The sequence below is a fragment of the Aeromonas sp. TW 6 genome (genome assembly GCF_013168745.1).
GTDB lineage: Bacteria > Pseudomonadota > Gammaproteobacteria > Enterobacterales > Aeromonadaceae > Aeromonas > Aeromonas caviae.
On record NZ_JABERS010000008.1, the window covers coordinates 61255 to 86098 of the forward strand.

20 protein-coding genes are annotated in these 24844 nt (G+C 61.5%); 3 read left to right on the top strand and 17 right to left on the bottom strand.

Features of this window, described 5'->3' with window-relative positions; all coding sequences use genetic code 11:
• Positions 1 to 26 precede the first annotated feature (26 nt).
• Positions 27 to 1418, top strand: coding sequence for an MATE family efflux transporter (locus HKD46_RS05870; RefSeq protein ID WP_113977720.1), 1392 nt, complete (start codon positions 27 to 29; stop codon positions 1416 to 1418).
• Positions 1419 to 1498: 80 nt separating this feature from the next.
• On the opposite strand, the gene accA is transcribed toward HKD46_RS05870, so the two are convergent.
• The 17 genes from accA to rpsB all read right to left on the bottom strand — a co-directional run bounded on the left by accA (position 1499) and on the right by rpsB (position 20821).
• Complete coding sequence (gene accA / locus HKD46_RS05875) at positions 1499 to 2449, bottom strand: acetyl-CoA carboxylase carboxyl transferase subunit alpha (protein ID WP_010673419.1); 951 nt, start codon at positions 2447 to 2449, stop codon at positions 1499 to 1501.
• A 16-nt stretch (positions 2450 to 2465) separates the two neighbouring features.
• Positions 2466 to 5945 carry a DNA polymerase III subunit alpha gene (gene dnaE / locus HKD46_RS05880; RefSeq protein ID WP_102949240.1) on the bottom strand — a complete coding sequence of 1160 codons (3480 nt, stop codon included), beginning with the start codon at positions 5943 to 5945 and terminating at the stop codon, positions 2466 to 2468.
• Positions 5946 to 5998: 53 nt separating this feature from the next.
• Complete coding sequence (gene rnhB / locus HKD46_RS05885) at positions 5999 to 6589, bottom strand: ribonuclease HII (protein ID WP_039039433.1); 591 nt, start codon at positions 6587 to 6589, stop codon at positions 5999 to 6001.
• A gap of 78 nt (positions 6590 to 6667) precedes the next feature.
• Positions 6668 to 7807 (bottom strand): lipid-A-disaccharide synthase, encoded by a 1140-nt coding sequence (gene lpxB, locus HKD46_RS05890; protein ID WP_039039432.1) that lies wholly within the window; start codon positions 7805 to 7807, stop codon positions 6668 to 6670.
• Positions 7800 to 8591, bottom strand: coding sequence for an acyl-ACP--UDP-N-acetylglucosamine O-acyltransferase (gene lpxA, locus HKD46_RS05895; RefSeq protein WP_010673415.1), 792 nt, complete (start codon positions 8589 to 8591; stop codon positions 7800 to 7802). The genes lpxB and lpxA overlap by 8 nt, the downstream gene beginning before the upstream one ends.
• A 2-nt stretch (positions 8592 to 8593) precedes the next feature.
• Positions 8594 to 9055 (bottom strand): 3-hydroxyacyl-ACP dehydratase FabZ, encoded by a 462-nt coding sequence (gene fabZ / locus HKD46_RS05900; RefSeq protein WP_010673414.1) that lies wholly within the window; start codon positions 9053 to 9055, stop codon positions 8594 to 8596.
• A 24-nt stretch (positions 9056 to 9079) separates the two neighbouring features.
• Entirely contained in the window at positions 9080 to 10099 is a 1020-nt protein-coding gene (gene lpxD, locus HKD46_RS05905; RefSeq protein WP_039039449.1) for a UDP-3-O-(3-hydroxymyristoyl)glucosamine N-acyltransferase, read from the bottom strand.
• 3 nt (positions 10100 to 10102) lie between these two features.
• Entirely contained in the window at positions 10103 to 10615 is a 513-nt protein-coding gene (locus HKD46_RS05910) for an OmpH family outer membrane protein (RefSeq protein ID WP_029313943.1), read from the bottom strand.
• A gap of 147 nt (positions 10616 to 10762) precedes the next feature.
• Complete coding sequence (gene bamA / locus HKD46_RS05915; protein WP_029313941.1) at positions 10763 to 13186, bottom strand: outer membrane protein assembly factor BamA; 2424 nt, start codon at positions 13184 to 13186, stop codon at positions 10763 to 10765.
• A 34-nt stretch (positions 13187 to 13220) separates the two neighbouring features.
• Positions 13221 to 14573, bottom strand: a complete 1353-nt coding sequence (gene rseP / locus HKD46_RS05920) for a sigma E protease regulator RseP (RefSeq protein WP_171865024.1) — start codon at positions 14571 to 14573, stop codon at positions 13221 to 13223.
• A 76-nt stretch (positions 14574 to 14649) separates the two neighbouring features.
• On the bottom strand, positions 14650 to 15846 hold the full coding sequence (gene ispC / locus HKD46_RS05925) for a 1-deoxy-D-xylulose-5-phosphate reductoisomerase (RefSeq protein WP_010673409.1): 1197 nt from the start codon (positions 15844 to 15846) through the stop codon (positions 14650 to 14652).
• A 67-nt stretch (positions 15847 to 15913) separates the two neighbouring features.
• Positions 15914 to 16771 carry a phosphatidate cytidylyltransferase gene (locus HKD46_RS05930; protein ID WP_171865025.1) on the bottom strand — a complete coding sequence of 286 codons (858 nt, stop codon included), beginning with the start codon at positions 16769 to 16771 and terminating at the stop codon, positions 15914 to 15916.
• A gap of 27 nt (positions 16772 to 16798) precedes the next feature.
• On the bottom strand, positions 16799 to 17575 hold the full coding sequence (gene uppS / locus HKD46_RS05935) for a polyprenyl diphosphate synthase (protein WP_039039427.1): 777 nt from the start codon (positions 17573 to 17575) through the stop codon (positions 16799 to 16801).
• Between the two features lie 72 nt (positions 17576 to 17647).
• A complete protein-coding gene (gene frr / locus HKD46_RS05940; protein WP_010673406.1) occupies positions 17648 to 18205 on the bottom strand; it encodes a ribosome recycling factor in 558 nt (185 codons plus the stop codon).
• Positions 18206 to 18300: 95 nt separating this feature from the next.
• The gene (gene pyrH, locus HKD46_RS05945; RefSeq protein WP_010673405.1) at positions 18301 to 19035 is read right to left on the bottom strand and encodes a UMP kinase; all 735 of its coding nucleotides are present in this window, start codon (positions 19033 to 19035) and stop codon (positions 18301 to 18303) included.
• A gap of 71 nt (positions 19036 to 19106) precedes the next feature.
• On the bottom strand, positions 19107 to 19988 hold the full coding sequence (gene tsf, locus HKD46_RS05950) for a translation elongation factor Ts (RefSeq protein ID WP_010673404.1): 882 nt from the start codon (positions 19986 to 19988) through the stop codon (positions 19107 to 19109).
• Between the two features lie 104 nt (positions 19989 to 20092).
• Positions 20093 to 20821: a 30S ribosomal protein S2 gene (gene rpsB / locus HKD46_RS05955; RefSeq protein ID WP_010673403.1), complete on the bottom strand. Its 729-nt coding sequence runs from the start codon at positions 20819 to 20821 to the stop codon at positions 20093 to 20095.
• Positions 20822 to 21179: 358 nt separating this feature from the next.
• Here rpsB and map point away from each other — a divergent pair, with 358 nt between their 5' ends.
• Both map and glnD read left to right on the top strand, forming a co-directional pair.
• Positions 21180 to 21968 (top strand): type I methionyl aminopeptidase, encoded by a 789-nt coding sequence (map, locus tag HKD46_RS05960; RefSeq protein WP_010673402.1) that lies wholly within the window; start codon positions 21180 to 21182, stop codon positions 21966 to 21968.
• A 64-nt stretch (positions 21969 to 22032) separates the two neighbouring features.
• Entirely contained in the window at positions 22033 to 24675 is a 2643-nt protein-coding gene (gene glnD / locus HKD46_RS05965) for a bifunctional uridylyltransferase/uridylyl-removing protein GlnD (protein ID WP_103858158.1), read from the top strand.
• The last annotated feature ends 169 nt before the right edge of the window (positions 24676 to 24844 follow it).

A 24844-nucleotide genomic window follows, 5' to 3' on the forward strand; every position in this document is an offset into this window, starting at 1 on the left:
TTCCGGCCCTTTTCCCGAGTACAGATATGTCCGCCTACTTCCGCCTGCGTCAACGGGCCATGGCCCGCCGTTTCTGGGGCTATGCCCTCCCCTCCGTCATGGCCATGCTGGTCTCCGGCGCCTACTACCTGGTGGACGGCATCTTCGTCGGCCACTACGTGGGGGCCGCCGGCCTTGCCGGCATCAACCTGGTCTATCCGGTCATCATGGTGCTCATCGGCCTCGCCGCCATGATCGCCATGGGGGCCGCCACCGCCATCTCCTTCCAGCAGGGCGCCAGGAACCTCGCTCTGGCCCGCCAGGCTCTGGTCAGCGCCCTCTGGCTGCTGCTGATCCTGGGCACGGTAGCGCCGCTGCTGCTGCACCACTGGCACACCGATATCCTGCAGGCCTTGGGAATGGCCCCCGGCACCGACACCTGGCAGCAGGCCAGCGACTACCTCACCTGGATTGGCGGTGGCACCCTGCTGCTCGCCAGCAACCTGGCGGTGCCCTACCTGCTTCGCAACGACGGCCGCCCTCGCCTCGCCATGGTACTGGTGAGCGGCGGCGCCCTCCTCAACATCCTGCTCAACTACATCATGGTGGGCCGGCTCGGGCTCGGCCTCACCGGCACGGCCCAGGCCACCCTCCTCTCGGAGGCCATGGTCAGCCTGCTCGGCCTGGGGTACTTCTTCACCCGCCACGCCCGGTTGCGGCTGACCTGGCGCCAGCTGGTGCCCCGCTTCCCGGCCATGCCCGGCCTGCTCTTCACCGGGCTGCCGAGCCTCATCGCCCAGTTCAATCTGGGGCTGCTGTTGCTGCTGCACAACAGCCAGCTGATGGTGCACGGCACGGTCAAGGATCTGGCGGGCTTCACCGTGGCGGGGTACACGGAGGCGGTCTTCATCGTCATCCTGCAGGGACTGGCGTTTGGCATCCAGCCCCTGGTGAGCCAGGCAGCCGGGGCCGGGCGCCATCGCGACCTCCAGTTCCTGATGGCGATGGGGCTCAAGATCACCCTGGTCTATGGCCTGGGGGTCTGGCTGATTGTCCAGCTGCTGCCGCAGCCGGTCGCCATGCTCTACACCGGGGATCAGGACGCAGAGCTGCTCGCCGCCGCCATCAGCAGCCTGACCCTCAACCTCGCTGCCCTGCCCCTGGAGGGGATCGTCATGTTCGGCATCGTGCTGTTGCAGGCCATGGCCCGCACCCGCCAGGCCCTCGTCATCTCTGTGGCCAAGACGGTGCTGCTGCTGCCCCTCATCTTCCTGCTGCCCCTCTGGTGGGGGCGCGACGGGGTCTTGATGGCACAGCCCGCCACCGTGCTGCTGCTGACGCCCCCCCTGTGCTGGCTGCTGTGGCGGGAGTGGCGGGCCCTGAGCCCTGCCGGAGGGCGTGCTTCCGTCCCCATGCAACGGGCGCTGACCGCCCCCTGAGGCCCGCCCGGCGTCCCCCCACAAACGTCGCCCATAAAAAAAGTCCCCGCATGCGGGGACTTTTTATTGGAAGCGGCAGATCAGCAGTAGCCGTAACCCAGCAGACGCTGGTAGCGCTGCTCCAGCAGTTGCTCGCTGTCGAGGGGGCGCAGGGCATCCAGATCCTGCTTGATGCGCGCTTTCAGGTGCTTGGCCATCTTCTCCACGTCGCGGTGGGCACCGCCGAGAGGCTCCTCGACGATGTTGTCGATGAGCTTCAGCTCCTTCAGGCGCTGGGCGGTGATGCCCATGGCATCCGCCGCCACCGAGGCCTTCTCGGCGCTCTTCCAGAGGATGGAGGCGCACCCTTCCGGGGAGATGACGGAGTAGGTGGAGTACTGCAACATGTTGACCCGATCGCCCACGCCGATGGCGAGAGCGCCGCCGGAGCCGCCTTCACCGATCACGGTGCAGACAACCGGCACGGTCAGGCCGGCCATGACTTTCAGGTTGCGGGCGATGGCTTCGGACTGGCCACGCTCCTCGGCACCGACGCCGGGGTAGGCACCCGGGGTGTCGATGAAGGTGATGATCGGCATCTTGAAGCGCTCGGCCATCTCCATCAGGCGCAGGGCCTTGCGGTACCCTTCCGGGCGCGGCATGCCGAAGTTGCGCTTGATCTTCTCCTTGGTCTCGCGACCCTTCTGGTGACCGATGATCATCACGGGCTCGCCGTCGAGACGGGCGATGCCGCCGACGATGGCCTTGTCATCGGCATAGGCGCGATCCCCGGCCAGCTCGTCGAAATCGGTGAAGATCTGCTCGATGTAGTCGAGGGTGTAGGGGCGCTGGGGATGACGTGCCATCTGGGATACCTGCCAGGCCCCCAGATCGCCGAAGATCTTCTTGGTCAGCTCTTCGTTTTTCTTCTCCAGCCGGCGAATGTCTTCGCTGAGATCCACGGCACTGTTGTGCTCGCTCACATGGCGCAGTTCATCGATCTGTGCCTGCAACTCGGCGATCGGCTGTTCAAAATCCAGAAAAAGACTCATAGGGACAATAGATCCTCTAATCAAAAACCAATTCAACCCGCTCTCGTCCAAGCAGGACTCGCAAGTCATCTATCAGTTGATCGGTGGGCGTCACCCGCCACTCGGTACCGAGCGTCAATCGCACCCGGGAACCGGGGCGACGATAGTTTACCTGAACCGGACAGACTCCGGCACGGGCGGGCTCCAAAATCTCGCACAAACGCGGGAAAAAGCGCTCGTCAATGCGTTGTTCATCGAGGGAGATGCGGATTGCCCTGGCAAAACGCTCCCTCGCATCGTTGATATCCAGCAACTCGCGGGCCGACATTTTAAGGCCACCGGAGAAGTCATCAAAGCTGACCTGTCCAGAAACCACTAAAATACGGTCTTTTTGCATCAATTCTTCGTATTTTTCCAGCGCTTCACTGAACAGGGTCACATCCAGACGGCCGGATCTGTCGTCCAGGGTGAAGATCCCCATCTTGTTGCCGCGCTTGGTCACCATGCTGCGCGCCGCGATCACCAACCCCGCCGCCGTGGTCACCGTATCCCGGGAGGTGGGATGCAGATCGCACAACCGACCCGAGGTGTAGCGCCGCAGCTCGCTGCTGTACTGGTTGATGGGGTGACCGGTGAGGTAGAGCCCGAGGGTCTCGCGTTCCCCTTCCAGCCACACCTTGTCAGGCCAGTGCGGCACGTTGGCGAACGCCTTCTTGACGTCGTCGATCTCCTCCGTGAGCACGCCGAACATATCGACCTGCCCCACCGCCTGGGCCTTGGCGTGCTGCTCGGCGGCGCGCATCGCCTCCTCCAGGGTCGCCATCAGGGCGGCGCGGTGGGGGCCGAGCCTGTCCATGGCGCCGGAGAGGATGAGCTTCTCCATCACCCGTTTGTTGAGCTTCTTGATGTCGACCCGGTTGCAGAAATCGAACAGGTCGCGGAATGGACCGTCCCGATCCCGCGCCTCCAGGATCGCCTCGATGGGCCCTTCCCCTACCCCCTTCACCGCGCCGATGCCGTAGACGATGTGGCCGTCCTCGTTGACGCTGAAGCGGTAGCGGCCGGTGTTGACGTCCGGCGGGATCACGGTCAGCCCCATGCGCTGACACTCGTCCACCAGGGTCACTATCTTGTCGGTGTTGTCCATGTCCGCGGTCATCACCGCCGCCATGAACTCCGCCGGGAAGTGGGTCTTGAGCCAGAGGGTCTGGTAGGAGACCAGCGCATAGGCAGCGGAGTGGGACTTGTTGAAGCCGTAGCCCGCAAACTTCTCCACCAGATCGAAGATCTTCATCGCCAGTTCGCCGTCGACGCCGTTCTTGACCGCCCCCTCCTCGAAGCCCGCCCGCTGCTTGGCCATCTCTTCGGGTTTTTTCTTGCCCATGGCCCGGCGCAGCATGTCCGCGCCACCCAGGGTATACCCCGCCAGGGTCTGGGCGATCTGCATCACCTGCTCCTGGTAGAGGATGATGCCGTAGGTGGGCTCGAGTATGGGTTTGAGGCTTTCGTGCTGCCACTTCTCGTCCGGGTAGGAGATGGCCTCCTTGCCGTGTTTGCGCTCGATGAAGTTGTCCACCATGCCCGACTGGAGCGGGCCCGGGCGGAACAGGGCCACCAGCGCGATCATGTCTTCGAAGCAGTCGGGCTGCAGCCGCTTGATGAGGTCCTTCATGCCGCGGGATTCGAGCTGGAACACCGCCGTGGTCTCGAAGCGCTGCAAGAGGGCGAACGACTTCTTGTCGTCGATGGGGATGGCGGCGATGTCGACCGGCGGCTTGCCCTCTTTGGCAAGACGGGGGTTTATCATGCCAAGGGCCCAGTCGATGATGGTGAGGGTGCGCAGCCCCAGGAAGTCGAACTTCACCAGGCCCGCGTACTCCACGTCGTTCTTGTCGAACTGGGTGACCGGGTGATGCCCCTCGTCGTCGCAATAGAGCGGCGCGAAGTCGGTGATCTTGGTGGGCGCGATCACCACGCCACCGGCGTGCTTGCCGGCGTTGCGCACCACCCCTTCGAGGCGGCGCGCCATGTCGATGAGGTCCTTGACCTCCTCGTCCTGCTCGTAGAGCTCCGGCAACTTGGGCTCGGCTTCGAACGCCTTGGCGAGGGTCATGCCCGGATCCGGCGGGATCAGCTTGGAGATGCGATCCACAAAACCGTAGGCGTGGCCCAGCACACGGCCGACGTCCCGCACCACCGCCTTGGCCGCCATGCTGCCGAAGGTGATGATCTGGGACACCGCCTCCCGGCCGTACATCTCGGAGACGTGATCGATCACCTCGTCGCGCCGGTCCATACAGAAGTCGACGTCGAAGTCGGGCATGGAGACCCGCTCGGGGTTCAGGAAACGTTCGAACAGCAGGTCAAATTCCAGCGGATCCAGGTCGGTGATCTTGAGGGCGTAGGCCACCAGCGACCCCGCCCCCGAGCCCCGGCCCGGACCGACCGGGATGCCGTTGTCCTTGGACCACTGGATAAACTCCATCACGATGAGGAAGTAACCCGGGAAGCCCATCTGGTTGATCACTTTGAGCTCGATGTCGAGACGCTCGTCATACTCGGGACGACGCTCGGCCCGCACCGCCGGATCCGGGAACAGGAAGGCCAGCCGCTCCTCCAGCCCTTCCTTCGACTTCATGACCAGGAAGTCTTCGGTGGTCATGTCGCCGGTGGGGAAGTTGGGCAGGAAATACTCGCCAAGGCGCACCGTCACGTTGCAGCGCTTGGCGATCTCCACCGTGTTTTCCAGGGCTTCCGGGATGTCGGCAAACAGCTCCGCCATCTCCTCCTGACTGCGCAGGTACTGCTGGGGGCTGTAGCGGCGCGGTCGGCGCTTGTCCATCAGGGTGTAGCCGTCGTGGATGGCGACCCGGATCTCGTGGGCATCGAAGTCATCGGCGGTGAGGAACACCACCTCGTTGGTGGCCACCACCGGCAGTTCGAACTCGCTGGCAATGGCCACCGCCATGTGCAGGTAGACCTCCTCGTCCGGGCGGCCGGTACGCAGCAGCTCCAGGTAGTAGGCATCCGGGAAATGGGTCTGGTAGAAGGCGAGGCAATGCTCCACCATCTGGCGGTTGCCCTTGAGCAGGAACTTGCCCACATCCCCCTCGCGCCCGCCGGAGAGGACGATCACCCCCTTGGCATGTTCGCCAAGCCAGGCCTTGTCGATGACGGGGCGCCCCTGCACATGACCGCGCTGATAGCCGCGGGAGATGAGCAGGGTGATGTTCTGGTAGCCGTCGTTGTCCATGGCGAGCAGGGTGAGGCGGAACTGCTCGTCCCCAAGCTCGTCGCTCTGCACCCAGAAATCCGCCCCGACCAGGGGCTTGATCCCCTTGCCGTGGGCAGAGCCGTAGAAGCGCACCAGGCCGCACATGTTCATCTGGTCCGTCAGGGCCAGGGCCGGCATGTTGTTGGCGGCGGCTGCGGAGACGATGGGACCGATCTTCTGCAGGCCGTCGACCATGGAGAAGTCGGAGTGAACCCTCAGGTGGATGAAGCGGGGATCAGCCATGGTCACGCCCTCTCATTGCGCAAGCAGAAATCGTTCAGACAGATCGGCATCGGTTATTCGATCCCCAGGGCGCGGCGCACCGGCTTGAAGCTCTGACGGTATTCGGGCAGCGGGCCCCGTTCGGCCAGAATGGCGAGGTGCTCCGCCGTCGGGTAGCCCTTGTGGCGGGCGAAACCGTACTCGGGATGGCGGCTGTCCAGCTCGGTCATCTCGGCGTCCCGGGTCACCTTGGCGAGGATGGAGGCGGCGCTGATGGCGGCCACCAGGCTGTCACCCTTGACCACGGCGCGGGCCTCCATCGGCAATCTGGGGCAGCGGTTGCCGTCGATGAAGACCAGCTCGGGCGTCACCTTGAGCCCCGCCACGGCGCGCTGCATCGCCAGCATGGTGGCGTGCAGGATGTTGAGCTCGTCGATTTCCGCCGGGCTGGCGCGGCCGATGGCATAGGCCAGCGCCTTCTCTTTGATCTCGCCAAACAGGGCGAGCCGCTTCTTCTCGGAGAGCTTCTTGGAATCGGCGAGGCCAAGGATGGGATTGGCAGGATCCAGGATCACCGCGGCGGTGACCACGTCACCCACCAGGGGGCCGCGACCCACTTCGTCCACCCCGGCAATCAGCTTGTCTTCGGGAATATCGATCGTCATCTCATAGCCTTGAATCAAAACCGGCCCCGCAGGGCCAGTATCAGCACAACATCACGCCTGACACACAGGCAGAGCCCACTAGCGTTCCAGCAGCGCGGCAACCGCTTCCGCTGCCTGCACATCCGCATTGCAGCGGATCTTCTCGTGCAACCGGGTGAAGGTGGCGATGAGCTCGCTGTTGTCATGGTCCAGCAGCTTGCTCACCTCTTCCACCAGGTTGGCCGGGGTGCACTCGTGCTGGATGAGCTCGGGCACCAGCATCTTGTCCGCCAGCAGGTTCGGCAGGGAGACATAATCCGTCTTCACCAGCCACTGGGCCAGCAAGTAGCTGAAGGGTTTGAGTTTGTAACCCACCACCATGGGCTTTTTCACCAGCATGGCCTCGAGGGCCGCGGTGCCGGAGGCGAGCATCACCACATCGGCGGCAATCATGGCCTCGCGGCCCTGGCCGTCCAGCAGCACCATGTCGAGCTCCGGGGCCACCTCGGCCTTGATGGCGAGGAACTGCTCGCGCCGTTTCTGGTTGACCAGAGGCACGATGAAACCGAGATCCGGGTTGTGCACCGTCAGGTGCTTGCACGCCTCGAGGAAGACCGGCGCCATGAAGCCCACTTCCGCCGTGCGGCTCCCCGGCAGCACCGCCAGCCAGCGACGGGCGGGATCGATGCCGAGGGCCTCGCGCACCGCCCCTTGATCCGGCACCAGCGGAATGTCGTCCGCCATGGTGTGGCCGACGAAGCGACAGGGGGCATCGAAACGGTCGTAGAAGGCTTTCTCGAACGGCAGGAAGGCGAGCACCATGTCGGTGGCGGCCTTGATCTTGTGAATGCGGCCCTGACGCCAGGCCCAGACGGAGGGACTGACATAGTGGACCGTCTTGATACCGGCGCGGCGCAGTTTCAGCTCCACCCCGATATTGAAATCCGGTGCATCCACACCGACGAAGATGTCGGGGGGATTGGCGATGAAGTGGCGCAGCAGTTCGCGGCGCACCTGGAGGATGCGGGGCAGACGGCCCAGCACCTCGGTGATGCCCATGACGGAGAGCTCCTCCATCTCGAACAGCGCCTTCACGCCGAGAGCCTGCATCCGCGGCCCGGCGATCCCTTCGAACTGCGCATCCGGGTAGCGGGCTTGCAGTTCGCGCACCAGCCCTGCGGCCAGGATGTCGCCGGAGGTCTCTCCGGCGACGATGCCGATGCGAATGGGATCAGGCACGGATGATCCCGCGCTCGTTGTCCTTGAGGAAATCCACATAGAGCTGGATGGCCGGTTCGCTTTGGGCCATCTCGCTCAGCACGGGCAACACCTCTTCAATGGTCTTGCCGGAGCGGAAGATCTCCTTGTAGGCGCGCTTGACGGCAGAGATCGCCTCGGCGCTGAAGCCACGACGACGCAGGCCTTCGGAGTTGACCCCGAACGGCTTGGCGTAGTTGCCGGCGGCCATCACGTAGGGCGGCACGTCCTTGTTCAGGGCAGCGCAGCCGCCGACGAAGGCGTGGGAGCCGACGCGGCCGAACTGGTGAATGGCAGACAGACCGCCGAAGATCACGAAGTCACCGATGTGCACATGGCCCGCCAGGGTGGCGTTGTTGGCGAAGATGCAGTTGTCACCGATGATGCAGTCGTGGGCCACGTGAACGTTGACCATGAACAGGTTGCCGCTACCCACCTTGGTCAGGCTCTGGTCCTGGGTGGTGCCGCGGTGCACGGTGCAGTTCTCGCGAAACACGTTGTTGTCGCCGATCTCGAGGAAGGTGCGCTCGCCGGCGTACTTCTTGTCCTGGCAATCCTCACCGATGGAGGTGTGCTGGAAGATCTTGTTGCCGCGACCGATCTTGGTCGGGCCCTTGATCACCACGTGGGAGCTCACCCAGGTGTTGTCACCGATTTCCACCTCGGCGCCGATGACGGTGAAGGGGCCGATTTCAACCCCTTTGCCGATGACGGCAGACTCATGGACGATGGCGGTGTCGTGGATGATGGCAGTCTGATCGATCACGGTTATACCTCGCGCTTGGCGCACATCAGTTCGGCAGTACAGACCACTTCACCGTCGACGGTGGCGACACCGGTGAACTTGGCGATGCCGCGACGCTCCTTCAGGAACTCCACATCCAGCACCAGCTGATCGCCGGGACCCACCGGGCGCTTGAAGCGGGCATTGTCGATGGAGGCAAAGTAATAGAGCTCGTTGGGGGACGGCTTGCCCACCATGGTGAAGGCCAGGATACCGGTGGCCTGGGCCATGGCTTCCAGGATCAGCACGCCGGGGAAGACCGGCTTGGCCGGGAAGTGGCCCTGGAAGATCGGCTCGTTGAACGAGACGTTCTTGATGGCGCGCAGGGTCTTGCGCTCATCGCTGATCTCGTAGTTTTCCACCTTGTCCACCATCAGGAACGGATAACGGTGGGGCAGCAGATCCATGATTTCCTGGATGCCCAGGCTCTTCTTTTCAGTAGTCAAAACAGTACCCTATACCAATCGTGATTATTCTTGATCCAGCTTTTTCTCAAGCTTGCTCAACCGCTTGTGCATCTCTTCGATACGCATCACCCGGGCGGCGGTCTTGCGCCACTCTTTATTGGTTTGCAGGGGGATGCCGGAAGAGTAGATACCGGGCTCGGTGATGGGACGCATCACCATGGCCATGCCGGTGACGGTGGCCTGGTCGCAGATCTCCATGTGCCCGTTAAAGACGGAGGCACCACCAATGATACAGTATTTGCCGACCTTGAGACTACCGGCCATCACGGTGGAGCCCGCCACGGCAGTGCCGTAGCCGATCTCGACGTTGTGGGCGATCTGGCACTGGTTGTCGATGATGACGTTGTCAGCGATGCGGGTATCTTCCAGCGCACCGCGGTCGATGGTGGTGCAGGCACCGATCTCGACCCGGTTGCCGATGGTCACGCCACCAAGCTGGGGGATCTTGATCCACTCGCCGCGCTCGTTGGCATAACCGAAACCGTCTGCCCCGATCACGGTGCCGGCCTGTACCAGACAGTCCGTGCCCAGGGTCACGTTGTGATAGAGGGTGACGTTGGCCCACAACCGGGAGCGCGCTCCCAGTCGGGTATCCTTGCCAACGAAACAGCCCGGGCCGATGCGCACATCGTCACCCAGCACGACGCCGGATTCGATCACCGCATTGGCACCGATGGCCACTCTCTCGCCCAGTTGCACGTCCGCCGCGATGACGGCGCTCGGATGGATATCCATGGCCGGCTGCGGGGTGGTGTCCAGCAGTTGGGCAACCCGTGCAAAGCCCACGTAGGGGTCCTTGAGCACCAGGGCGTTGGTGGGGCAAAACGGCAGGTCTGCCTCGGTGATGAGCACGGCAGTGGCCTTGCTCTGCTCCAGAAAATGCCGGTACTTCTTGTTGGACAGGAAGGCTATCTCCCCCTCCCCGGCTTTTTCCAGTGTCGCGACCTTGCGAATTTCCCGGGTCCCATCCCCATGGACCTCGGCCCCCAGTTGCTGGGCCAGCTGTGCGAGAGTGAATGCCATCAATTAGTTGCTCTTGCTAACCTGAGAAATAACCTGGCCGGAGATGTCCAGCTTGCTGGCTGCATAAGGGGCGGCGTTGCGCTCCAGCACCAGATCGTAGCCATTGCTCTTGGCGATGGCGTCGATGGCAGCCTGCACCTTGGTCAGGATCTTGTTGCGCTCTTCGGACTGACGGCGACCGTTGTCCTGTTCAAACGCCTGACGCTTCTGGTTGAACTCCATCTGCAGCTTGGCCAGCTTCTCCTGGCTCTGCTTCTTCTGCTCGGCGCTCATGAAGGCTTCGTCCTTCTTGAACTTCTCGACCAGTGCCTGACCGTCGGACTCCAGCTTCTGCAGTTCACGCATGCGCGGCTCGAACTCACCCTTCAGCTTCTTGGCAACGGCTTCACGCTGGGGCAGCTTTTGGAAGACTTCGCCCATGTCGACCACGGCAATCTTGGTCTCAGCGAAGGCAGAACCCATGCCGGCAGCCATCAGTGCAAAGCTCAAACCAGCTACTTTCAACGCTTTATTCACACTTACTCCTTGGTCCCTCGGTCGAGGGCTACCTGATTTACCTGATTGTGCAAGCGATCCACGAGATCGTCTTGTTACCTGGTGAGGCACGCAAACGCGCGACCCATCATGCTTCCCCCCGCCATGGCGGGGGGGCGTCCGCTCCCCTTAGAAGGTTCGGCCGATGTTGAAGGAGAAGACTTCGGTGTCGTCCCCTTCGTATTTCTTGATTGGTCTTGCCAGCACGAACACCAGCGGGCCCATGGGAGAGAGCCACTGCAGCGACAGACCGGTCGACATCCGGATGTTGCTCGGGTCGGAGTAGTCCATCAGATAGTTGCAACCACTGAAGCAACGGTTCTGATACTGGCTGTAGTCGAAGTGGGTATCCCACACGGAACCGGCGTCGATGAAGAAGCTGGTCCGCAGCTGGGGCTGATAGGTCTCGGAGGCAAAGGGTGTCGGCACGATCATTTCCAGCGAGGCCACCGCCAGGGCGTTGCCCCCGACCGAGCTGTCAGTGCCCTGGATGACGTCGTTACCACTCAAGTTGTAGTAGTAGAGCGCCTTCGGACCGACTGTGTTGCTCTTGAAACCACGCAGGGTATCGAAACCACCGGCGTAGTAGTTCTCGAAGAACGGCAGAACGTGCTCGTAATCGCCATTGGTGCCGTAGCCATCGCCGTAGGAGGCACGGGCCTTGGCCAGCATGACCCATTTGTGATCGGCATCAAACGGGAAGTAGTGGGCATCTTCTGCGTTGAGCTTGAAGTACTGCAGATCCATGCCGGGCACCGTCACCTTGGCGTTCACCCGCTGGCGGTCACCGGAGGTCGGGAACTGACCCTTGTTGAGGGTGGAGCGGGTCCAGCCGGCGGTGACGTCCACGGTGTTGAACACCATGCGGTTGTCGCCATCCAGATTGCCGTTGTAGACCTTCCAGAACTCGTCCACCTGTACATAGGGGTTGGGCTGGGACAGTTTGTTGTTTTCGTAGCCCAGGCTGAAGTCGAGACGGTTGTTCTCGTTGACCGGGAAGCCGCTGGAGAGACGGAAACCGACGGTGGTGTTCTCGTAGTCCACGATGTTGGCGTCGGCCGCACTGAACTTGTTGTAGTAGAGACGGCCGCCCAGGCTCACCCCGTCCACGGTGAAGTAGGGGTCGTTATAGCTCAGGTCGACGCTCTTGGAGTAGTCGTTGGTGCTGGCGTTGATGCCGATCTTCTTGCCGGTCCCCATGAAGTTGTCCTGCTGCAGACCCGCCTGCAGGCTCAGACCCGACTCGGTGCCGTAGCCGATACCGGCGTTGATGGACCCCGCCGGCTGCTCCTTGACCTTGAAGTCCAGATCGACCTGGTCATCGCTGCCCGGCACCCGCTTGGTGTCAACCTCCGCGGTCTCGAAGAAGCCGAGGCGGTTGAGACGGGTCTTGGACTGCTCGACGTTGTCGGAGGAGAGCCAGGTGCCCTCCATCTGGCGCATCTCGCGACGCAGCACTTCGTCCTTGGTGGTGACGTTGCCGCTGAAGTTGATGTTGCGCACATAGACCCGGGGACCCGGCTCCACGTTGACGATGAGCTCCACTTCCTTGGTCTGGTCGTTGATCTGGGGGAAGGTGACCACTTTCGGATAGGCGTAGCCGTAACGGCCGAGGAACTTGGAGAGCACCTCTTCGGTATGGGTCACCTGACTGGCGGAGTAGACGCTGCCCGCCTCGATGGGGATGAGGCCCTTCATCTCGCCGCCGCGGTCGATGAGGTCGCCCTTGAGCTGGATGCCGGAAACCTTGTACTGCTCCCCTTCCTTGACGTTGAGGGTGACATAGACCCCCTTCTTGTCCGGGGTCATGGAGACCTGGGTGGACTCCTGGGTGAAGCGGATGTAGCCGCGGTCCATGTAGTAGGAGCGCAGCACTTCGATGTCACCGGCCAGCTTCTGCTTCTGGTAGCGCTGATCACCGGTGAAGTTCCACCAGGGCACGTCGTCCTTGAGGGAGAGCTGGGCCAGCAGCTTCTCTTCCGGGAAGACGTTGTTGCCGACGATGTTGATCTGCTGGATCTTGGCCGCTTCCCCTTCCACGAAGGTGAACTTGAGGTCGACCCGGTTGCGCGGCAGCGGGGTGACGATGGCCTTGACCTTGGCGGAGTACTTGCCCACACCGTAGTAGAAATCTTCCAGCCCTTTCTCGAGGGAGCTCAGCACGGTGCGATCCAGCGGATCACCCACGCGGATCCCGGAGGATTCCAGGCTCTGGGTCAGTTGCTCTTCCTTGATGTCCTTGTTGCCGGAGAACTCGATGCTGGAGATGGTCGGGCGCTCCTTGACCACCACTTGCAGCACCTGACCGTCGCGATAGACCTTGACGTCCTCGAAGTTGCCGGAGGCATAGAGCTTCTTGATGGCGTTCGCCAGGGACACGGAGTCGACGGAATCACCGACCCGCACCGGCAGATTCAACAGGGCGGCACCCAGGGTCACCCGCTGCAGGCCCTCGACCTGAATGTCTTGCACCACAAAAGAGGCCGGGGCAGCCTGAGCCAGGAAGCTGGCCCCCAGCAGGCAACTCAACACCAATGCTTTTTTAACAGCCATTTTGTTCTTATGTGTCCTTGTTGATGCTCTGGCCTCAGAGGCGAGCGAAATCATTAAACAGCGCAATGCCCATCAGTAACATCAGAATGGCGGCGCCTATCCTGAACCCAACTTCCTGAATTTTTTCCGATACCGGCTTGCCGGTGACCGCCTCGATGAGGAAATAGACCAGATGGCCACCATCGAGCACCGGCAGGGGGAACAGGTTGATGATCCCCAGGTTGACGCTGATGAGCGCCAGGAATCCGAGGAAATAGACCAACCCGTAATCGGCGCTGCTGCCGGCCCCCTTGGCGATGGAGATGGGGCCGCTCAGGTTGTCCAAAGAGACGATGCCACCGATCAGCTTGCCTATCATGTCGAAGGTCAGGGTGATCAGGCTCCAGGTCTTCTGGACCCCATGCCACAGGGCTTGCAAAGGCCCATACTGTAACAGAGTTCGATACTCATCCGGTAATGGAACCAGTTGCGGTGACAAGCCCACAAAACCGACCAGCTGGCCCTTCACTTTCTTCCCGTCCGGGGTCAGGGTCAGGGTCATCTCGCTGCCCCCGCGCTCCACCGTCACCTGCAGCGGCTGCGCCGGTGACTGCTGGACACGCTCGACAAACTGGGTCCATTCGGTGATGGCATCTCCATCGACCCCCTTGATGCGATCCCCTATCTGAAGGCCGGCCTTCTCGCTGGCGCTCGACGGTACCACGGCCTCCACCACGGGCAGCACCTTGCCACCGAGGGGCACTATCCCGAGGCTCCCGATGGGTGACTCTTTGTCCGGATCGAATTTCCAACCTGCCAGCTGCAGGGTCTTGTCCACTGCATAGCTGGTGTTGGCCGCCTTGAGCTTGAGCTGGACCGAGTCATCGCCAAGGTGGCTGATGAGGGCGTAGGTGACGCTCTCCCAGTCACCGGTCTCCTCGCCACCGACGCCGACGATCTCCATGCCTGGCAGGATGCCGGCCTCTGCCACGATGGAGGCGGGACGCACCTCGCCCACCACGGGTTTGACGCTCGGCACCCCTATCATGAACATCAGCCAGAAGGCGAACAGGGCGAACACGAAGTTCGCCATGGGGCCGGCCGCGACGATGGCCATCCGGGCCCAGACGCTCTTGTGGTTGAAGGCCTGCACCTCCTCCCCAGGTTTGAGTGCGTCGACCCGGCCATCCAGCATCTTGACGTAACCGCCAAGGGGGATCAGGGCCAGCACGTATTCGGTGCCATCCTTGCCAAGGCGACGCCAGATGGCCTTGCCAAAGCCGATGGAGAAGCGCTCCACCTTGACGCCGCAACGACGAGCCACCCAGAAGTGGCCAAATTCATGCACCGCCACCAGCAGCCCGAGGGCCACGATGAAGGCGCCGATATTCCACAGAACCCCGCCCATCAGCCGCGTACCCCGCGGTCATGTCCAGTCCTGCGCTCGAGAGCATGGAGAGGGGCTGGCTGCCACCACAGTCCGTTCATACGGCAAGCTCCTTTATCAGTTGCTGGGCACGGGCTCGGGCCGTACCGTCCAGGGCGATGAGATCCGCCAGAGAGCCGGCAGCACTGCTGCCCAGCTCGGCCATGACGGATTCGTTGACTCTGGCAATATCCATAAATCCGATCCGCTCTGCAAGAAAAGCCGCGACGGCCTCCTCGTTGGCGGCATTGAGGGAGGTGGTCGCCCCCTGCCCCTGCTGGCACGCGCTCATGGCCAGCGCCAGACAGGGATAGCGCTCATAGTCGGGCCGGATAAAGCTGAACTCTCCGACACTGAAGAAATCCAAAGGTTCCACACCGGACTCGATCCGTTCCGGATAGGCCAGAGCGTGGGCAATGGGGGTGCACATGTCCGGGTTGCCGAGCTGGGCCAGCACGGAGCCATCCTTGTACTGCACCATGGAGTGAATGACGGACTGGGGGTGAATCACCACCTGGATCTGCTCGGGGGCCGCATTGAACAGCCAGCGCGCCTCGATGTACTCCAGCCCCTTGTTCATCATGGTGGCGGAGTCCACCGAGATCTTGGCCCCCATGGACCAGTTGGGATGGGCAATGGCTTGCGCCGGGGTGACATGGTGCAGTTCACCCACATCGGCATAGCGGAAAGGTCCGCCGGAGCCGGTCAGCAGGATCTTGCTGATCCCCGCCCCGGCCAGATCGCAGAAACCGGGCTGGCGCTGCACGTCGACCGGCAGGCACTGGAAGATGGCGTTGTGTTCGCTGTCGATGGGCAGCAGCTCGGCGCCATGCTCGCGCACCGCCTCCATGAAGAAGGCTCCTGACATCACCAACGCCTCCTTGTTGGCCAGCAGAATGCGCTTGCCGGCGCGCACGGCAGCCATGGTGGGTGCCAGACCCGCCGCACCGACAATGGCCGCCATCACGCTGTGGGCATCGGGGTGAGCAGCCACGTCGCACAGGGCTGCCTGACCGGACAACACCCGGGTGGTGCTGCCGTGGGCCTTGAGCCGACCCGCCAGCTCGCTGGCGGCGCCTTCGTCCACCATGACGGCAAACCGGGGGGAGAATTCGAGACAGTCGCGCAGCATGGCGTCCACGCTGCGGGCAGCGGTCAGCGCCAGCACCTGCCAGCGCCCGGGGTTGTGGCGCAGTACCTTGAGGGTGCTCTGACCGATGGAGCCTGACGCTCCCAGGATCACCAGGTTTTGCATCAAGACTCCTGATTGGGTAACAGACTGATGGAGCGGGACGCTCCCGGGATCATCAGTGCGCGAAACATCAAAACTCCGGGCCGAGCAACAGGTAGCTGAGCAGGAAGACGGGCAGCGCCGCCGTCAGGCTGTCGATGCGATCGAGAATGCCCCCATGGCCCGGCAACAGGGTGCCGGAATCCTTGATGCCGGCTTCCCGCTTGAACATGCTCTCGGCCAGATCGCCGAGCACGGAGGCCAGCACCGCCAGCAGAGAACAGAGCAGCACGGTGCCCATCTTGGCAGGCACGAAGCCCATGAACCAGGTCACGCCGATGGCCAGCAGGCTGGCGGTAAACAGCCCACCCAGCATGCCTTCGATGGTTTTACCCGGGCTCACGGCCGGCGCCAGCTTGTGTTTGCCGAACGCCTTGCCGAAAAAATACGCGCCAGAATCTGCCGCCCAGACCAGTCCCATCACGAACAGCAGGATCCAAGCCCCCATCATGGGGTCGTGGTAGAAGTTGTAACCGCGAATGGCCACCAGGGACCAGAAGAAGGGAACCAGGGTCACCAGACCGAACAGGGATTTGAGCCAGATGGATTCACGCCACAGCCTGGCGCTTTGCGGGTAGCGCAGCACCAGCAGCAGCCCCAGCAGCCACCAGCTGACGGCGGTCCAGAGCACGCCCATCACCAACGGATGCAGTTGGGGGATCCAGAGTTGCTCCACGGGCACCCAGAACAGACTGGCCCCCAGCAGCAGACAGAACACCAGCGGCAACCACTGTTGCGGCTGGGCAGTGACGAAGGCACTCCACTCACGGCTGGCCAGCAGAAAGACCAGGGCGGCGAGCAGGGCAAAGAATTTCAACGGCAGAAAAAACATCGCCCCCAACACCAGGGGTACTAACAGTAATGCGGTAATAATTCGTTGTTTTAGCAAAAGAAACCTCTCTCTTGGGAGCGGGGTTTAGCCGGTCTGTTGCGCGGCGATCAATTCCCGGATCTGTTCACCCGTACACCCGAAGCGACGCTCGCGAGCAACGAAGGAGGCAACTGCCCCACTGAACTCGGCCTCGTCAAAATCGGGCCACAGGACCGGGGTAAAATAGAGTTCGGCATAGGCGAGCTGCCAAAGGACAAAGTTGCTGATGCGATGATCCCCGCCGGTGCGGATCAACAGATCCACGGGGGGCAGATCAGCCATGCAGACATGACGACCCAATGCCGCCTCATCGACCGCCTCGGCATCCAGTTCACCCGCCGCCACGGCCCGTGCTAGGGTCCGGGCCGCCTGGGCGATGTCCCACTGACCGCCATAGTTGGCGGCGATATTGAGGGTCAATCCCTGATTGTTGGCGGTCAGGGCCTCGGCCTTGGCGATCTTGGCCTGCAGCCGCTCGCTGAAGCGGGCAGTGTCGCCAATCACCCGAAGGCGAATGCCGTTGCTGTGCAACTTGCTCACCTCGCGACCCAGCACCGTCATGAACAATTCCATCAGGGCGTTGACTTCCCCTTCCGGACGGCGCCAGTTCTCGCTGGAAAACGCAAACAGGGTCAGCGCCTCCATCTTGGCACGGGCGGCAAAGGCCACGGCCTCACGCACGGATTTCACGCCCGCCTTGTGCCCGGAAACCCGCATCTTGCCGCGGTTCTGGGCCCAGCGACCATTGCCATCCATGATGATGGCGACATGACGGGGCAAGGACGAGCTGGCGCTATCGCCTAGCGCTGCCAAAAGCGACATTCATTTCTCCCACAAAGACAAAAGCGCCGTGCAGGGGCACTACACGGCGCTCGTAATATACCTGTCGGAGGCTTAGATTTCCATTAGCTCCTTTTCCTTCACAACCAGGGCGTCATCCACCAGCTTGATGAAGGTATCGGTCAGCTTCTGGATCTCTTCCTGGGCGCGACGGTCGTCGTCTTCGGAGATCTCTTTCTCTTTCAGCAGGGCTTTCAGATCGGCGTTGGCATCGCGACGGATGTTGCGAATGGCAACCCGGGCACCTTCGGCTTCGGCACGGACGATCTTGGTCAGATCACGGCGACGCTCTTCGGTCAGCGGCGGCAGCGGCACGCGCAGAGTCTGGCCGTTGCTGGACGGGTTCAGGCCCAGATCGGAGGTCAGGATGGCTTTTTCCACCGCCTGGATCATGGAGCGATCGAAGATGGAGATGGAGAGAGTACGGGCATCTTCTGCCACCACGTTGGCCAACTGCTTCAGAGGAGTGGCAGCACCGTAATACTCCACCTGGATGCCGTCGAGCAGGCTCGGGTGAGCACGGCCGGTACGGATCTTGGACATCTGGGTCTTCAGCGACTCTACGCTTTTGCCCATGCGGTCCTTGGCGTCGTTTTTAATCTCGTTGATCACAGTGGTTTTCCTTTTGGCGAACGAGCCGACAGGCGGCTCGTATCTATCTTGTTGACTGGCGTAATGGACAAGCGAGCCTGGGGCTCACACTTGCCTTACTTGCTGGCCTGGTGGATCAGGGTACCTTCCGGCTCACCCATGATCACGCGGCGCAGCGCGCCCGGTTTGTTCATGTTGAACACCCGGATCGGCAGATCGTGGTCGCGGGCCAGGGTAAAAGCAGCAAGATCCATCACTTTGAGTTCTTTTTCAAGAACTTCATCATAACTCAGTTCCTGATAGAGCACGGCATCCGGGTTCTTGACCGGGTCATCGGTGAACACGCCATCGACCTTGGTGGCTTTCAGCACGACGTCGGCTTCGATCTCGATACCGCGCAGGCAGGCTGCCGAGTCGGTGGTAAAGAAGGGGTTGCCGGTACCGGCAGAGAAGATCACCACCTTGCCGGCGCGCAGCTGGCTGATGGCTTCGGCCCAGCTGTAGGAGTCGCAGACCCCTTGCAGGGAGATGGCCGACATCAGGCGGGCATTCACATAAGCACGATGCAGGGCATCACGCATGGCCAGGCCGTTCATGACGGTCGCCAGCATGCCCATGTGGTCACCCACCACGCGATTCATGCCAGCCTTGGCAAGGCCGGCACCACGGAACAGGTTGCCGCCACCGATGACCAGACCGACCTGAACACCCAGCTCAACCAGCTCTTTGATCTCTTGGGCCATCCGTTCCAGCACCGCCGGATCAATGCCGAAACCCTCGGATCCTTGCAGGGCTTCACCACTCAACTTCAGAAGAACACGTCTGTATGCAGGCTTGGGATTGGTACTCATGTCACTGATTCCTGGTCATATAAAGACCGCGACATAAGTCGCGGTCTGGGGAAACGGAAAAACCGGTTCTATTAGGCCTTCTGAGCGGCCGCGATCTGGGCTGCTACTTCAGCAGCGAAGTCGGTCTCTTGCTTCTCGATGCCTTCGCCCACTTCGAAACGGGTGAAGGAAACAACGTCAGCGCCTTCTTTCTTCAGCAGCTCGGCAACGGTCATGGAAGGATCTTTCACGAACGGTTGACCAGTCAGGGAAACCTCACCGGTGAACTTCTTCATGCGGCCTTCAACCATCTTCTCGGCGATCTCTTTCGGCTTGCCGGAGTTGATGGCGATGTCGATCTGGATTTCGCGCTCTTTGGCAACGACTTCGGCAGACACGTCTTCCGGTTTGACGAATTGCGGGCTGTTGGCAGCAACGTGCATGGCCAGATCTTTGGCCAGCTCGTCGGTACCGCCAACCAGCTTGGTGATAACACCGATGCGGGAGCCGTGAACGTAGGTGCCCAGGTTGTCACCTTCAACCAGCATCACGCGACGCAGGTTCATGTTCTCACCGATCTTGGCGATCAGGTTGGTGATGGTCAGCTCGACGGACTCGCCGTTGCCGAAGTCGGCGGCTTTCAGCGCATCAACGTCAGCGATTTTCTGGGTAGCAGCGATCTCGACGATCTTCTGACCCATGGCCAGGAAACCGGCATCCTTGGAAACGAAGTCAGTCTCGCAGTTCAGCTCGATCATGACGGCAACGTTGCCTTCGGTACGGGCGAAGATCACACCTTCAGCGGCGATACGGCCAGCTTTCTTGGCGGCCTTGGCCTGACCGGATTTACGCATGTTCTCGATAGCCAGCTCGATATCACCGTTGGCTTCTTCCAGCGCTTTTTTGCAATCCATCATGCCAGCGGCGGTGCGCTCGCGCAGTTCTTTTACCAGGGCGGCAGAAATGTTTGCCATGTCCAGTATCCTCGGTCTTGAATTGACAAGAAACAGGGGCCACAAGGGCCCCTGCTAACCAATTACATCAGCTTGGTTAATAAGGGCTTTTCAGTCCTTATCAATTACTCAGCTTCAACGAAGCCATCTTGTTCGGCTTGAACAACGATGTCCTGCTCGCGGGCTTCCAGAACGGTGTCAGCAGCAGCGTTCAGGTACAGCTGTACGGCACGGATAGCGTCGTCGTTACCCGGGATGACATAGTCAACGCCGTCCGGGTTGGAGTTGGTATCAACGATGGAAACTACCGGGATACCCAGGTTGTTGGCTTCTTTGATAGCGATGTGCTCGTGGTCGGCATCGACAACGAACAGAACGTCAGGCAGGCCGCCCATGTTCTTGATACCACCCAGGCTCTTCTCCAGCTTTTCCATTTCGCGAGTACGCATCAGCGCCTCTTTCTTGGTCAGCTTGTCGAAGGTACCGTCTTCGCTCTGGGTTTCCAGATCTTTCAGGCGCTTGATGGACTGACGAACGGTTTTCCAGTTGGTCAGCATGCCGCCCAGCCAGCGGTGGTTAACATAGAACTGGTCGCAACGCTCAGCGGCTTCTTTGACGGCTTCAGACGCGGCACGCTTGGTACCTACGAACAGTACCTTGCCTTTCTTGGCAGCTACGGAGCTGATGAAGTTCATGGCATCGTCAAACATCGGAACGGTTTTTTCCAGGTTGATGATGTGAACTTTGCTGCGGGCGCCGAAGATGTAGGACTTCATTTTCGGGTTCCAGTAACGAGTCTGGTGACCGAAGTGAACGCCGGCTTGCAGCATGTCGCGCATAGAAACTTTAGCCATTTTATACCTCTGTATTGGGGTTAGGCCTCCACACATCCCATATAACCGACCCGTTAAGGCACCCCGGCATATGTGTCGATGTGTGTGTGTTGTTGAGTAAGGGTGATGGCATGAGGACACGAGTTCCCCATTCCGGCGCGCTTTATACCATAACTTTGGTCATGACACCACCAGCCCGGGTGCTAAAAATGGATCCCGAACCATGGTGCGACCGCCTGATGACGTTGCGATGACGATCACACTGGAAGTAAACGGGGGTTGGGGATAAAATTTCGCCCTGATTGCAAACGCATCTATTTTTCATTACCTGGTTGTTGGGCATCGGCAGGATGCGCAATCAGGCCCCAAGAGAGATCCCATGTCCATTAAAATCAAGACACCGGAAGAGATTGAGAAAATGCGTGTCGCCGGCCAGCTGGCCGCCGACGTGCTGGTCATGATCGCCCCCCACGTCAAGGCGGGCGTCACCACAGACGAACTGAATACCCTCTGCCACGACTACATCGTCGACGTGCAGCAGGCCATCCCCGCGCCGCTCAATTACCACGGCTTCCCTAAGTCCATCTGTACTTCGGTGAACGATGTCATCTGCCATGGCATCCCGAACCACAAGAAACTGCGGGAAGGGGACATCATCAATCTGGATATCACCGTCATCAAGGATGGTTATCACGGCGATACCTCCGCCATGTTCATCGTGGGCCAGACCACCCCCCTGCGCCGCCAGCTCTGCAAGGTGGCCCAGGATAGCCTCTATGCCGCCATCAAGCGGGTGCGCCCGGGCATGTGCATCACCGAGATCGGCGCCGTCATCCAGCCCATCGTCGAGCAGGCCGGCTTCTCCGTGGTACGCGACTACTGCGGCCATGGCATCGGTGCCGAGTTCCACGAAGAGCCGCAGATCCTCCACTACCGCAACGGCGGCAAGCTGGAGCTGAAAGCGGGCATGTGCTTCACCATCGAGCCCATGGTCAACAGCAAGAAGTACCACTGCAAGGTCAATCCGAAGGATGGCTGGACCGTGACCACCAAGGACGGCGGCGACTCCGCCCAGTGGGAGCACACCCTGCTGGTGACCGAGGATGGCTGCGAGGTCCTGACCCTGCGCCCCGACGACACTATCGAGCGTTTTATCCGCCACGTTTGACATTCAACCCCGGCCGCGCGCCGGGGTTGCTCTTTACCCGGCCCGACCGAGAGTGTGACATGCCATGGATGCCAGCCTGCTTTCTCCCCATCTGCTCCCAGACGATCAGCTCACCCGTGACAACTGCAAGGAGTACCTGAGCCGCTTTCTCGCCTGGCTGCACGAGCGCTTCGACGCCGGTGACAACATCATCGAACTGGTGGCCACCCGCTCCGAATACATGGACGCGCTGCTGACCAGGCTCTGGCACAAGTTCGGCTTCGACAGGACCGAGCTCACCCTGATCGCGGTGGGGGGCTATGGCCGCGGCGAGCTGCACCCCCACTCCGACATCGATCTGCTTATCCTCTATGAAGGGGACGAGCTGGACGAGGTGCTGGGGCTGCGCATCGGCGAGTTCATCACCCTCTTGTGGGATCTCAAGCTGGAAGTGGGGCAGTCGGTGCGCAACGTGGCCGAGTGCATCGAGCAGGGTCGCAACGACATCACGGTTGCCACCAACCTCATCGAGGCCCGTTACATCACGGGTCGCCTGGCGGGATTCGAGCAGTTGCAGGCGGCCACCCAGCCCCAGCACTTCTGGCCGAGCGAAGCCTTCTTTCGTGCCAAACGCGAAGAGCAGGCCCTGCGCCACCAGCAGTTTCTCGGTACCGCCTACAAGCTGGAGCCGGATCTCAAGAACAATCCCGGGGGCCTTCGCGACATCCAGACCCTGGCCTGGGTCGCCCGCCGCCACTTCGGCGCCACCACCCTGTTCGAGATGACCAGCCACGGTTTTCTCAACCGGGCCGAGTACCGGGAATTGCTCGACTGTCAGAATTTCCTGTGGAAGGTGCGCTTCGCCCTGCACATGGCCATCAACAAGGGGGACAACCGTCTCTTGTTCGACCGCCAGCGCACCGTGGCCCAGATGCTGGGGTTCGAGGGCGAGGGCAACGGCCCGGTCGAGCAGATGATGAAGCGCTTCTACCAGACTGTGCGACGGGTGGCCGAACTCAACGAGATGCTGCTGCAACTCTTTGACGAGGCCATTCTCGGCAACACCGCCATGGACGTGCGCCGCATCAGCGACGAATTCCAGCTGCGCGGCCGCCTCATCGATGCGGTGGACTCCGAGCTGTTCGGCCGGGATCCTGCCGCCATCCTGCGACTCTTCTACCAGATAGCCCAGCACCCGGAGATTGCCGGCATCCACTCCGCCACCTTGCGCCAGTTGCGCGAGGCCAGACGCACCCTCAACTGCTGGCTGCAAGATCTACCCGAGTGCCGCCGTCTCTTCATGGCGCTCCTGCGCCACCCCAACGGCATCGGCCAGCCGCTCACCCTGATGCACAAGTACGGGATCCTCGCGGCCTACCTGCCCCAGTGGAACCTCATCGTCGGCCAGATGCAGTTCGACATGTTCCACGCCTACACGGTGGACGAGCACACCCATCGGCTGCTGCAGAACATCCATCGCTTCCCGAATCCAGCCAACCGCCAGACTCACCCGCTCTGCCACGAGGTGTTCACCCAGTTGCGCAAGCCCGAGCTGCTCAGCATCGCCGCCCTCTTCCACGACATCGCCAAGGGCAGGCGTGGCGATCATTCCGAACTCGGGGCCGTGGATGCGCTGGAATTTTGCCAGTTGCACGGGCTGGATCGCTACGAGAGCCGACTGGTCGCCTGGCTGGTGCGCCACCATCTGCTGATGTCGGTCACCGCCCAGCGCCGCGACATCTACGACCCGGACGTGGTCACCGACTTCGCCCAGAAGGTGCGGGATGAATTGCACCTCGACCTGCTCTATTGCCTGACCGTGGCCGACATCTGTGCCACCAACGACAGTCTGTGGAACGACTGGAAGGGCACCCTGCTGCGCGAACTCTACTTCGCCACCCAAAAGGCCCTGCGCCAGGGGTTGGAAAACCCGCCGGACATGCGCCTAAAGATCCGTGAAAACCAGCGCCAGGCCAGGCAGATCCTGACCCAGCGCGAGGTGCCACAGGAGGCGGTCACCGCCCTCTGGAACGACTTCAAGGCCGATTACTTCCTGCGCCACAGCCCGGAGCAGATCGCCTGGCACTGCCGCAAGATCATCGCCCACGGTGACAACCCGGCCCCCCTGGTGCTCATCGGCAAGCATCCCATACGGGGCGGTAGCGAGGTGTTCATCTATTGCCGCGATACCCCCAACCTCTTTGCCACCGTGGCTTCGGCACTGGATCAGAAGAACCTCAGCATCCACGACGCCCAGATCATGAATTCGCGCAACGACTATGTGCTCGACACCTTCATCGTGCTGGAACCGAACGGCGAGCCCATCAGCCCCAACCGTACCGCCACCATCAAGAAGGCGCTGGAGAAAGCCCTTCAGGAGCCGGGCAAGCTGGTCCTGCGCAGCAAGCCCCTGTCTAGACGCCACCGCCAGTTCAGCGTGCCGACCAGGGTGGTCTTCCTGCCCCACAAGGGGGAAAACCGCCACACCCTGCTGGAGCTGACGGCCCTAGACACTCCGGGCCTATTGGCCCGTATCGGTGCCGTGTTCCAGCAGTGCGGCCTCTCCCTCCATGCCGCCAAGATCACCACCATCGGTGAGCGGGTGGAGGACTTCTTCAGCCTCACCACCCTGGCCGGAGAGCCGCTGAACCCGGAGGAGCAACAGGCCCTCGAGGAGAGGCTGGTCAATCAGCTCAACCCCCAGGAACCGGTTGGCGAGAGTGCCTGACACGCTCGGATGAAGCCTCGAAAGAGGCTTTTTGACGTATTGATTCCTCAATCAGAACAAATGGTTGGACCACTCAAGTACAATAAATCGCCCTGATTCTGAAGAAATCGGCGAGAGCCCTTAAAAACGATTGGAAAAGTGTGATACAACAAACAGAATTTTATAAAGG